Source organism: Streptomyces sp. TG1A-8, from assembly GCF_030499535.1.
Classification (GTDB): Bacteria; Actinomycetota; Actinomycetes; order Streptomycetales; family Streptomycetaceae; genus Streptomyces.
Map to the genome: position 1 here is coordinate 1,778,905 of NZ_JASTLB010000001.1, position 12,041 is coordinate 1,790,945.

9 protein-coding genes are annotated in these 12,041 nt (G+C 72.5%); 3 read left to right on the forward strand and 6 right to left on the reverse strand.

All coding sequences use genetic code 11. The features are described 5' to 3' along the window. Window positions 1-5: 5 nt before the first annotated feature. Both QQY24_RS07260 and proS read left to right on the forward strand, forming a co-directional pair. Window positions 6-1,151, forward strand: coding sequence for an RNA polymerase sigma factor (locus QQY24_RS07260; protein ID WP_301976167.1), 1,146 nt, complete (start codon window positions 6-8; stop codon window positions 1,149-1,151). 374 nt (window positions 1,152-1,525) lie between these two features. Then, window positions 1,526-2,938, forward strand: a complete 1,413-nt coding sequence (gene proS / locus QQY24_RS07265; protein ID WP_301971853.1) for a proline--tRNA ligase — start codon at window positions 1,526-1,528, stop codon at window positions 2,936-2,938. 143 nt (window positions 2,939-3,081) lie between these two features. Here the strand turns inward: proS and QQY24_RS07270 are convergent, their stop codons facing one another. The 5 genes from QQY24_RS07270 to QQY24_RS07290 all read right to left on the reverse strand — a co-directional run bounded on the left by QQY24_RS07270 (window position 3,082) and on the right by QQY24_RS07290 (window position 9,153). Next, a complete protein-coding gene (locus QQY24_RS07270) occupies window positions 3,082-4,152 on the reverse strand; it encodes a glycoside hydrolase family 43 protein (protein ID WP_301971854.1) in 1,071 nt (356 codons plus the stop codon). Between the two features lie 311 nt (window positions 4,153-4,463). Continuing rightward, complete coding sequence (locus QQY24_RS07275; RefSeq protein ID WP_301971855.1) at window positions 4,464-5,951, reverse strand: glycoside hydrolase family 3 protein; 1,488 nt, start codon at window positions 5,949-5,951, stop codon at window positions 4,464-4,466. An 8-nt stretch (window positions 5,952-5,959) separates the two neighbouring features. Further along, window positions 5,960-6,790 carry a carbohydrate ABC transporter permease gene (locus QQY24_RS07280; protein WP_301971856.1) on the reverse strand — a complete coding sequence of 277 codons (831 nt, stop codon included), beginning with the start codon at window positions 6,788-6,790 and terminating at the stop codon, window positions 5,960-5,962. Then, window positions 6,787-7,782, reverse strand: a complete 996-nt coding sequence (locus QQY24_RS07285; protein ID WP_301971857.1) for a carbohydrate ABC transporter permease — start codon at window positions 7,780-7,782, stop codon at window positions 6,787-6,789. Before QQY24_RS07285 ends, QQY24_RS07280 begins: the two co-directional genes overlap by 4 nt. A gap of 90 nt (window positions 7,783-7,872) precedes the next feature. Beyond that, window positions 7,873-9,153: an extracellular solute-binding protein gene (locus QQY24_RS07290; protein ID WP_301971858.1), complete on the reverse strand. Its 1,281-nt coding sequence runs from the start codon at window positions 9,151-9,153 to the stop codon at window positions 7,873-7,875. A gap of 314 nt (window positions 9,154-9,467) precedes the next feature. Between QQY24_RS07290 and QQY24_RS07295 the strand changes: the two genes are divergently transcribed. Then, a complete protein-coding gene (locus QQY24_RS07295; protein ID WP_301971859.1) occupies window positions 9,468-10,250 on the forward strand; it encodes a GntR family transcriptional regulator in 783 nt (260 codons plus the stop codon). A 426-nt stretch (window positions 10,251-10,676) separates the two neighbouring features. Here QQY24_RS07295 and QQY24_RS07300 read toward each other — a convergent pair whose 3' ends face one another. Next, a complete protein-coding gene (locus QQY24_RS07300; protein WP_301970849.1) occupies window positions 10,677-11,879 on the reverse strand; it encodes an IS110 family transposase in 1,203 nt (400 codons plus the stop codon). Window positions 11,880-12,041 lie beyond the last annotated feature (162 nt).

The following is a 12,041-nucleotide window of genomic DNA, read 5'->3' on the forward strand; positions in this document are numbered from 1 at the left end:
CCGAGGTGGACGAGTCCCTGCTCCGCAGCCTCACGCCGGGCGTGCTCGCCGTCCTCGTGCGCCGCGGAGCCGATTTCGCGGCGGCCGAGGACGCGGTGCAGGACGCGCTGGTCGAGGCGGTCCGCGTCTGGCCGGCCGACCCCCCGCGGGATGCGAAGGGCTGGCTGGTCACCGTGGCCTGGCGCCGGTTCCTCGACGCGACCCGGGCGGACGCCGCCCGCCGCCGGCGCGAGGACCTCGTCGACGAGGAGCCGGCGTCCGGGCCCGCGCCCGCGGTGGACGACACGCTCCAGCTCTACTTCCTGTGCGCCCACCCGTCGCTGACGCCGGCGTCCGCGGTCGCGCTCACGCTGCGCGCCGTCGGCGGGCTGACCACCCGCCAGATCGCCCGGGCCTACCTGGTGCCCGAGGCGACCATGGCGCAGCGCATCAGCCGGGCCAAGCGCACCGTCTCCGGCGTGCGGTTCGACCGGCCCGGCGACGTCGCCACCGTGCTGCGCGTCCTCTACCTGGTCTTCAACGAGGGCTACTCCGGTGACGTCGACCTCGCCACCGAGGCCATCCGGCTCACCCGGCAGCTCGCGGCCCGGGTCGACCACCCCGAGGTGGCGGGGCTGCTCGCCCTCATGCTGCTCCACCACGCCCGGCGCGCCGCCCGGACCGCGCCCGACGGCAGCCTGGTGCCGCTCGCCGAGCAGGACCGCGGCCGGTGGGACACCCGGGCGATCGCCGAGGGCGTCGGGATCCTCCAGGCGGCCCTCGCCCGCGACCGGCTGGGCGAGTTCCAGGCCCAGGCCGCCGTCGCGGCGCTGCACGCCGACGCGCCCACCGCCGAGGAGACCGACTGGGTGCAGATCGTCGAGTGGTACGACGAGCTCGCGCGCCTGACCGACAGCCCGGTCGTCCGGCTCAACCGCGCGGTGGCCGTCGGCGAGGCCGACGGGCCGCGCGCCGGTCTGGCCGCGCTCGCGGCACTGGACGACTCGCTGCCCCGCCACGCCGCGGTGGCGGCGTACCTCCACGAACGCGACGGCGACCTGGTGACGGCGGCGCGGCTGTACGCCGAGGCGGCGCGGAAGGCGTCCAGCCTCGCCGAGCGCGACCACCTGACGCGCCGGGCCGCCCGGCTCAACGCCCGCGGCTGCCGCTGACGGGCCGGTGCCCGGATGCGTCCGCGCGGGCGGGGCCCCGCACCGCTCGGTCCGGACGGTGCGGGGCCCCGGGCTGCCGCCCCGCAGCCGGGCCGCCGGCGGCCGGCGCACCGGCCGGAGCGGGACGCGGCGGCCGGCGTCCGGTCCGCGGGCCGTCGCGTCGGGCGGGCCGCGGGACGTGTCCCGCGGGGACGCGGGCATACGGCCGCGGGGGGCCCGGCCCTCTCCGTCCCGGTCCGCCACCGAAGCGCGAGCGTCCACGCCGCGCCCCGCGCGGCGGTCCCTCCCCACCCGTACGGCAGGGCGCGGCCGTCGCCTCCGGCCGGGAAGTAATCGTTCGCACGCGCGCGAGGCCCGCACCTACCATGCCGGTCATGGCAAAGGCTCCCGTTCTCACGCCCCGGGCGGACGACTTCCCGCGCTGGTACCAGGACCTGATCGGCAAGGCCGAGCTGGCCGACAACGGCCCGGTGCGCGGCACCATGGTGATCCGACCGTACGGCTACGGGCTGTGGGAGCGGATGCAGGCCGAGATGGACGCCCGGATCAAGGCGGCGGGCGCCCGGAACGCCTACTTCCCGCTGCTGATCCCGCAGTCCCACCTCTCCAGGGAGGCCGACCACGTCGAGGGCTTCGCACCCGAGCTGGCGGTGGTCACGCACGGGGGTGGCAAGGAGCTGGAGGAGCCGGCGGTGGTCCGGCCCACCTCCGAGACGATCGTCAACGACTACTTCTCCAAGTGGGTGCAGAGCTACCGCGACCTGCCCCTGCTGATCAACCAGTGGGCCAACGTGGTCCGCTGGGAGCTGCGGCCCCGCCTGTTCCTGCGCACGACCGAGTTCCTGTGGCAGGAGGGGCACACCGCGCACGCCACGTACGAGGAGGCGCGCGACTTCGCCGCGCACATCCAGCGGGACGTCTACGGCGACTTCCTGGCGAACGTCCTCGCCATGGACTTCGTCGCCGGCCGCAAGACGGCCCGGGAGCGCTTCGCCGGTGCCGTCAACACGCTCACGCTGGAGAGCATGATGGGCGACGGCAAGGCCCTGCAGATGGCGACCAGCCACGAGCTGGGCCAGAACTTCGCGAAGGCGTCCCACACCCGCTACCTGTCCAGGGACGGCTCCCAGGAGTACGTCTGGCAGACCTCCTGGGGTTCGACCACCCGGATGATCGGCGCCCTCGTCATGGCGCACGGCGACGACGACGGCCTCCGCGTCCCGCCGCGGCTGGCCCAGGTGCAGGCGGTCGTCCTGGCGGTCAAGGACGACGGGGCGGTCCTGGCCGAGGTCCGGCGGATCAGTGACCGGCTGGCGGCGGCGGGGGTCCGCGTGCAGGTCGACGACCGCACCGACACGCCGTTCGGCCGCCGCGCGGTCGACTGGGAGCTCAAGGGGGTGCCCGTACGGATCGAGGTCGGGCCGCGTGATCTGCGGGACGGCACCGCGGTGCTGGTCCGCCGCATCACGGGGAGCAGGGGACCGGTGGCCGTCGATGCGCTGCCCGGGATCGTGCCCGGGGTGCTGGCGGACGACCAGGCGCTGCTGCTGGCGCAGTCCCGCCGGCGCCGCGAGGACCGTACCGTCGAGGTGACGACGGTCGGCGAGGCCGTGGAGGCCGCGGGCTCCGGCTGGGCGCGCATCCCCTGGGCCGCGCTGGGTCCGGCGGGCGAGGCGGAGCTGGCCGAGCGGGGCGTGTCCGTGCGGTGCCTGCTGGCCGCGGACGGCTCGGTCCCCACGAGCGACGACCAGCCGGGCAACGTCGCCGTGGTGGCACGCGCCTACTGACGTCCCGGACCGGCGTGCGCAGGGGCCCGGCGCCCGTGGTCCGCGTGGATCACGGGCGCCGGGCCCCTGCGCCCGTCCGGCGGGGCCGCCGTGGCGTCCGGCCGCCGCAGGCGGCCCCCCTCGTCGGCCGGGGCCCCGCGCCGCTACTCGAAGAACTTCAGGCTCCAGCCGGTGTCGGTGTGGGAGCCGGGGACGTTGGCGCGGCTGTAGGTGGTGTTGCCCCACCAGCAGAACGAACCGGTGTACCAGTAGCGGTTGTCCCAGCTGTACGGCGTGCCCTTCGGCACCGCGTGGAACATCAGGGGGAAGGTCGGCCCGGCCGGCGGGCTGGTGCCGATGTCGCCGTTGAGCAGGACGAAGCTGTGGTGCCCGGGACCGTTGACGTGGAGGGTCGGGTCCCAGCCGCGCATCATGGTCGCGGAGTTGGAGCCGAACAGGCAGCCGTTCGACTTGTACCAGTCCCACACGTACGTCGGGTCGCCGCCGGCCCGCAGCCGCAGGTCGGCCAGGCAGTACTGCTCGCTCCAGCTGCCGTTGGCCGAGTAGACGATGTGCAGCTGCCCGTTGGGGTCCTTGATCGCCTCGGGCGCCTCGTTGATGAACGGGTTGCCGACCACCCGCTCCCAGCTCTCGCGCGGCTGCGAGATGACGTACCGCGCTCCGGTCGGCGTGGTGGGGCTGCTCATCCGGGCGATGTAGAGGTTCTGCTCGACGTTGGTGTCGCCGGCCCAGCCCGACCAGACAAACCAGCGCTGCCCGTTGAAGGTGAACATGGTCCCGTCGATGGCCCACTTGTCGTCCGGCAGGGCCAGCTTCGTCTCGGTTCCGTAGCCGGTGTCCGGGCTGGCGGAGCTGATCACGTACATCCGGTGGGCCGATCCGCCGCCGGCCGAGAAGTAGATGTAGTAGCGGCCGCCGTCCATGACGAGTTCCGGAGCCCAGACCTCACCGCGGCCCCGGGTGTCCGACCAGACCTGCCGGGCCGGCGCCGAGGCGAGGGCGTCCGTCGACGCGGCCTGCCGCACGACGATGCCACCGCCGGTCGACTGGACCGAGATGTAGGTGGTGCCGACCCGGATGACGCTCGGGTCGGCGGCCCGCAGAGCGGTCTGTCCCGCCTGGGCGGGGCCGGCGGACGTCAGCGACATCGCGATGGCGAGGACGCCGGACAGCACGAAGGCCGCCGCACCGGAAAGACAGCGAGAGAGTCTCATGGTTCCGTTCCCTGGTCGGCCCGCGCGGCACCGCCGGGCCGACCGGGACACGGCACGAGGACGGCGACCGGCCGGCGCCGCGCCGGAGGGGTCTGCGGAGGTGGGCCCGGCTGCCGAGGTCCCGCACCGCCGTGCCGGGGCACATCTCCTGAGAGCGCTCTCACAGCATCCGAGATTGCAGAGGACATGTCAATAGGTCCGCTGCGGCGGGGACGCACGTCCCCGCGCGGCTGCCCGGCGGGTGGGTGCCCGTGGGACGGCACGGCCGGCACCGGGACGACCGGTGCCGGCCTGGGCCCGCCCGCCGGGGTTCAGCCCGCGACGACGGCCTCCGCGGCCGCCACGCCGCAGACCCGGGCGGCGCCGTGGGTGGCGACGTGCAGGGCGCCGCGCGGCGGGGCCTGCGGCACCCCCATCTCGACCACCACGGTGTCCGGGCGGGCGGCGAGCAGCGCGTCGAGCGCGGCGCCCATCCAGCCGTGCCGGTGCTCGTCGCGCACCACGGCCACGATCCGGCGGCCCTCCGCGGCGGCCAGCGCGGCGGGTCCCGCGCCGTCGCCGCAGAAGGTGCCGGCCGTGCTGCCGGGCAGCAGCCGCTCCAGCTCGGCGGCCACGCCCCAGGGGGTCTCGGCGCCGACGGCGATGTTGGGGGCCGGGTTGAAGCGGGCGACGTACACCGGCTGCGTGACCGGCCCGGCGGCGCCGGCGCGGGTCACCGCCAGGGCGCGGCGGGCCGCGACCAGACCGATCTCCGGTTCGGGCACGGCGGTGTCCGCGCCGCTTCGCGCCCCGGCCGTCCAGCGTGCCAGCTCGCGCACCCGGGCGGCGGCGTCGTGCAGGCGCTCCTCGGGCAGTTCGCCGGAGCGCACGGCGGCCACGAGCGCGTCCCGCAGCCCGAGCACGGTGCCCTCGTCGCACAGGCCGCCGCCGACGCAGATCGCGTCCGCGCCCGCCGCGATGGCGAGGACCACGCCGTGCTCCAGGCCGTAGGTGCCGGAGATGGCCCGCATCTCCATGCCGTCGGTGACGATCAGGCCCCGGTAGCCGAGTTCACCGCGCAGCAGGTCGGTCAGGACGCGCCGGGACAGGGTGCCGGGGCGGTCCGGGTCGAGGGCGGGCACCAGGATGTGCGCGCTCATCACGGCCCGGGTGCCGGCCTCGATGGCCGCGCGGAAGGGGGCCAGTTCCCGGGCGCGCAGGGTGTCGGCGTCGACGTCGATGCGCGGGAGGGCGTGGTGGGAGTCGACGTTGGTGTCGCCGTGCCCGGGGAAGTGCTTGGTGCAGGCGGCGACGCCGGTCGACTGCAGGCCCTGGACCCAGGCGGCGGTGTGCCGGGCCACCAGGCCGGGGCCGGCGCCGAAGGAGCGGACGCCGATGACGGGGTTGTCGGGGTTGGCGTTGACGTCGGCGGAGGGCGCCCAGTCGAAGTTGACCCCGCAGGCGGCCAGGCGCCGGCCCAGTTCGCGGGCCACGCCCCGGGTGAGGTCCGGGTCGTCGACGGCGCCGAGGGCGTGGCTGCCGGGGAAGGAGGAGCCGGTGCGCACCTCCAGGCGGGTGACGTCGCCGCTCTCCTCGTCGATGGCGACCAGCAGGTCCTCGCGCTCGGCGCGCAGCGCGGCGGTCAGCGCGGTGACCTGCTCCTCGGTGACGACGTTGCGGCCGAACAGGGCGACGGAGGCCAGTCCCTCGCCGAGGCGGCGGCGCACCCAGTCCGGCGCGGTGGTGCCGTCGAAGCCCGGCTGCAGCACCGCGAGCGCGTCCCGCGTCAGGGTGTCGGGGCCGGTTGCGAGTGTGGTCATCGGCGGTGTCATCCCTTCACGGCGCCGTCGGTGAGACCGCCGACAGCCTTGCGTTGCAGGAAGATGAAGAGGATCAGGATGGGCAGCGCGAACAGGGACGAGGCGGCCATGGTGGCTCCCCAGTCGTCGCCGAAGGCGGTCTGGAACTGCGACAGCCACAGCGGCAGGGTCTGCTTCTCGATGTCCTTGTTGAGGATCAGGACGAGCGGGAACTCGTTCCAGGCGGTGATGAAGCCGAACAGCGAGGTGGCCATCAGGCCGGGCGCCAGCAGCGGGAGGATCACCCGGACGAAGGCCTGGGTGCGGGTGCACCCGTCGACCATCGCGGACTCCTCCAGCTCCTTGGGCACGGCGGCGACGTAGCCGCGCAGCGTCAGGATGGTCAGCGGCAGCACCATGACCGCGTAGAAGACGGTGAGCGGGACCAGGCTGTCGAGCATGTCGTTGTCGCGGACCAGCATGTAGATGGCGATGACCATGACCTCCCAGGGGGCCATCTGCGCCAGCATGAAGGTCACGACGAAGCCGCGCCGGCCCTTGAACCGCATCCGCGCGAGGGCGAAGGCCGCGAACAGGGCGATGACCAGCGACAGGAGCACCGAACACACCGTGACGGTGATCGAGTTGGCGACCAGGGTCCAGAAGTGGTCGGCGTCCACGGCCCTGCCGAAGTGGCCGAGGGTGATGTCGGTCGGGAACCAGACCGGGTCCTCGGAGATGATGTCGCCGGTCGGCTTGAGGGACGTGGCGAACATCCAGTAGACGGGGAACGCGAAGCCGGCGAAGAGGATGACGGCGGTCGCGTTGGGCCAGATACGGCCGAAGACGGAGCGCTTCACAGCTCGTCCTCCTCTTGCTTGAGCACCATGCGCAGGTAGTACGAGGTGATGGCCAGCAGGACCAGGATGGTCAGGAAGGAGATCGCCGCGCCGACGCCGAAGTGCTGGTTGCCGACGCCCTGGACGAACGCGTAGATGGGCAGGGTCTCGGTGAGGTGGTCGGGGCCGCCCTCGTTCATCGCGAAGATCTGCGGGAACGCCTTGAACACCCAGATGACCTCCAGGAAGGTCGTGGCGTACAGGAACGGCCGGAGGAAGGGGAAGGTCACCGAGGTGAAGCTCTTCCAGGCACCGGCACCGTCCAGGGAGGCGGCCTCGTACAGCTCCCGGGGGACGGTGGTGGTGGCGGCGTAGAGGTTGATGGCCACGAACGGGATCGACTGCCAGACGATGAGCAGCGTGACCACGGAGAAGGTGGAGAACTGCGAGCCGAACCAGTTGTAGTCGGCCATGGAGTGCCAGCCCAGCTTGTCCAGCACCCAGTTGACGACGCCGAAGCGCTGGGCGAACAGCCACTGGTAGACGGTGGTGGCGGCGATGACGGGCATGGCCCAGGCCAGGACGAGCCCGAGCATGAGCAGCAGTCGCATGCCGCGCCCGAGGCGGGCGAGCAGCAGCCCGGTCAGGGTGCCGAGCAGCATGATCAGTACGACGTTGGCCGCGGTGAAGGCGACCGAGCGCTCCACGACGTGCCAGAAGTCCGAACCGCTCAGGACCTCCTGGTAGTTGTCGAAGCCGTTCCACTCGGTGAGGTGCTGGATGAGCTGGCGCGGGTTGAGGTTCTGGAACGACAGCATGCCGTTCTTGACCAGGGGCCAGCCGAGCAGGATCAGTGTGGCCAGCAGCGCGGGCAGCAGGAGCAGGTAGGGGGTGGCGGTGCGGCGGCCGGACGAGGGCCGCGGGGCGTGGTCCTCACCCCTTGACGCCGGTGCCGGGGCTTTGCGGACAGCGGGCTCCCCGGCCGTGTCCGTGCCTTCGGTCTGCACTGACATGAGTTGCCATCTCTTCCGTGGCCGTACCGGCGGTACGAACGACGTCTGTGCCGGGGGCTCCGCCCTGGGGCGCGCCCCCGGCGCGGGTCATCAGTTCTGCTGGGCCAGACGCTTGTTGATCTCGCCCTCGACCTGCTTGGCGGCGGCCGCCGGGGACTTACCGCCCAGCACCGCGGTCATGTAGGACTTGATCGGGTTGGGGCTGTTCTCCACCGCGGCCCACTCGGGGATCAGCGGGGTGGTGCCGCCGGCCGCGGCGCCCGGCGCGGCGGCCTCGGCGACGGCGTTGCCCTTGAGGCCGGCTTCCAGGGACTGCTTGTTGGGGATGACTCCGTTGAGCTTGGCCAGCTCGCCCTCGTAGGTGTCGGACAGGGCGACCTTCAGGAACTCCTTGGCGAGCGCCTGCTTCTTGCTGCCCTGGGCGACGGCGAGGTTGGAGCCGCCGAGGAAGACGCCCTCGGGCTTGTCCGCGCTCTCACCGGGGATGGTGAAGTAGCCGAGGTCCTTCTCGATGGACTTGTTGGCCTGGACGGCGGTGCCGGCCTCCCAGCCCATGCCGATGAAGGCGCCGGTCTTGCCCTTGGCGAAGACCTGGGCCTGCTGCGGGGTGGCCTCGTCCTTGTCCTTGGGGGCCTTGGAGTAGGAGGCGTACTTCTTGTAGATCTCCATGGCCGCGGCGACCTTCGGGTCGCCCAGGTTGGAGACGTACTTGTCGCCGTCCTTCTTCACCAGGTCCGCGCCCTGCCCGATGGTGAGGCCGTCGAAGAAGTACCAGTTCTGGCCGGGCATGTAGAGCGGCTCTGCGTCGGTCTTCTTGCCGATGGCGTCCAGGTCCTCGAAGAACTCGGCCCGGGTCTTGGGGGTGTCCTTGAGGCCGGCCTCGGCCCAGATCTTCTTGTTGTAGATGACGACGCGGTTGGCGAAGTACCACGGGGCGGCGTACTGCTTGCCGTCGTAGACGGAGGACTGGGAGACCGACGGCGTCCAGTCGGTGCCGATCTGCTGCTTCAGGTCGCCCAGCTCGGCGAGGCCGCCGGTGGCGGCGTAGGCCGGGGTCTGGGTGTTGCCGACCTCCAGGACGTCCGGCGGGCTGGACTCGGAGAGGGCGGTGGTGATCTTCTGCTGGATCCCGTCCCACTTCTGGATCTCGAACTTCAGCTTGGCGCCGGTCTTCTTCTCGAAGGCGGCCGTGACGTCCTTGGTCCACTTGTCGGGCGCGGACCCGTCCATCGTCCAGACGGTCAGCGTCTGACCCTTGAAGCTGTCCGGTCCCGCGTTCTTGCCACTGTCGTCGCCGTCATCCCCACCACACGCCGAGACGGAGACCATCATGCCCGCGATCACGATCGCGGCCGCAAGCTTGCGCTTCACGCCACCCTCCTCAGGGATGCCACTAACCCCCCACGCCCTCGGCGGTGACCTGCGAAACGACGCTGTTGCGCGTAGGGCTCGGGACCTGGCCACTAATGGTGTAGACCAGTACGGTGGAGCTTGGCCTAGACCTTTTGAGGTGTCAAGGGTGGTTCGGACAGCCGATCACGGCCGTTACGAGAAAGACACCGGAGCGCACGCCTCCCCTTGTGCGGACCTGGACCAATGGACTGGACCACTCACTCTGGTTGGACTAGACCATGGGGCGGTGATCGCTATAACGGGAGACCGTCCACACAGCCGGGAAGGCAGGCATGACCCCTGACGCCAGCAGCGCCCAGCATTCCAGGGGGGCGCCCGGCCGCACCGCGCGCGTGCCGAAGTACTACCGGATCAAACAGCAGGTGCTGGAGATGACCCGGGCGCTCCAGCCCGGTTCGGCCATGCCCGCCGAGCGCCTGCTCGCCGTCCGGTTCGGCACCTCGCGCACCACCATCCGGCAGGCCCTGCAGGAACTCGTCGGGGAGGGCCGCCTCGACCGCATCCAGGGCAAGGGCACCTTCGTCGCGCAGCCCAAGCTGTACCGCACCCTCCAGCTCACCTCCCACACCGAGGACATGCGGGCCCAGGGCCTCGAACCGGCCTCGCAGGTGCTGGACATCGGGGAGGTGCCGGCGGACGGGAAGCTGTCGGAGCTGCTCGGCACCGGTCCGGGCGAACCGGTCCTGCGCGTCGAGCGGCTGCGGCTGGCCGGCGGCGCCCCGATGGCGATCGAGACGACCCACCTGTCGGTGCGGCGCTTCCCCGGACTGCGCCGGTCCCTGGCCACCTGCCCGTCGCTGTACACGGTGCTCGCCGAGGTGTACGGCGTCCATCTGGCGGAGGCCGACGAGACCATCGAGACCTCCCTGTCGACACCGCGCGAGGCCCAGCTCCTCGGCACCGACGTGGGCCTGCCGATGCTGCTGCTGTCCCGGCACTCCCGGGACGCCGGGGGCACGCCGGTGGAGTGGGCACGCTCGGTGTACCGGGGCTCGCGCTACAAGTTCGTCGCGGCCCTGCGCCGGCCGCCCCACCCGCGCCCCGGCGCCCGGTGACCGGCCGGGAAGGTGACGGGCGGTGACCGTCCTGCCGCACGCCGCGGCCTGCCCGGGCAGCCTGGCCGCCGCACCGGTGAGCGCCCGCGCCCGGCCGCACCGGTGAGGACCCGCGAGGCGGTCCGCCCGACCCAGGGCGGGCCGGCCGGGCGCTCGGGGCCGAGCGTGCGGCCTGCCGCCGGCGCTGCACATCGCCGGGCCGTGGCCCACCGCGCGCCCGCACCGGGCACCGCGCGGCCCCGCGGACCGGCTCGCCGACGAGCGGGACGGGCCGCGCGCGGACGCCCCGTCCCCGCGCACGGGCGTCACCGCCCACCACCGGCTGCCGCCGCCCCGGTGCGGGCAGCGCCGCACCGGCCCGGACCCTGCCCGGCGGCTTCGGCGTCGACGGCCCGCCGGAGCGGGGGGGTGCCTCTATGTCTTTCGTCAAGCGAGGCGTGGGGTTCTGGGTTCGTAGAAGGTGCCGTCGCGGAGCATGGCGAACAGCACGCTGGTGCGGTGGCGGGCCAGTCGGAGAAGCGCCTGGGTGTGGGTCTTTCCGCGGGCCCGGCATCGGTCGTAGTAGGTGCGGGAGGCGGGATCGTGCAGGGCGGCGAACGCGGACAGGAACATCGCGCGTTTGAGTTGCCGGTTGCCGCCTCTGGGTGCGTGTTCGCCGTGGATCGAGGTCCCGGACGACTTGGTCGTCGGGGCGAGGCCGGCGTAGGAAGCCAGGTGAGCGGCGGTGGGGAAGCTGGACCCGTCGCCGACGGTGACCAGCAGCGTGGCGGCGGTCCTGACCGCGACCCCGGGAATCGAGGTCAGGACCGGGGAAAGAGGGTGAGCCTCCAGCAGCTGTCCGATCTGCGCTTCCAGGGCTCGTCGCTGTTCGTGGACGGCCGCGAGGGAACGGGCCAGGGACGGGATCACGATGTCGAGGGTGCCGGTGCCCGGGACCACGACGGTCTGCTCGTCGAGCGCGTCGAAGACCTCGTCGATCAGCCGGGCGGCCATGCGCGGGGCCTTGGGCCGGATCACCTCAACGAGCCTGTGGCGACCGGCCTTTCGCAGCGCGGTGGGGGATCCATAGCGTTCCAGCAGCCAGGTCACGGCCTGGTGGTCCAGGCGTGGGCCAAGGACGCGTTCCAGGCTGGGGTGGAACTGGGTGAGCAGGCCGCGTATCCGGTTGGAGGTGCGGGTTGCCTCGGCGGCGAGGTCCTGGTCGAAGCCGACCAGCACGGTCAGCTCGGCGGTGATCTCGTCGGTCAACTGGAGCGAGCGCAGGGTGTGCGGCATGGTCCGTGCGGCGTCCGCGATCACCGCGGCGTCCTTCGCGTCGGTCTTCGCCTCGCCCGGGTAGAGATCGGCGATCCGCCGCATCGAGAGTCCGGGCAGGTAGGCGACCTTGCAGCCGGCGTCCCGGGCGACGGTCAAGGGCAGGGCTCCGATGGAAGCGGGCTGGTCCACGATGACCAGCACGGTGCCGAACTTCGCGGCCAGCTTGTCGAAGACAGCCCGCAGCTTCGGCTCGCTGTTGGGCAGCTGCTTGTCGAAGACTTTCTTGCCGGCCGGGGTGAGACCGTGCCCGTGATGGGCGCTCTTGCCGACGTCCAAGCCAAGGAAGACGCCCACGTCGTCGATGTCGTCCAACCCATCCTCCGGAACGGGGTTCGTGCGGTGCTGGCCAGGGCGTTGGCGTCGTATGCGCGCATCCACGTTATGCAGACCTGCCGCCTGCAAGCGGCCGGGCATTGCGCCAGGCCAGGCGGTAGTCGGACCTCTCATCAGCGTCTCCAACGGCGCCTCTCGGGC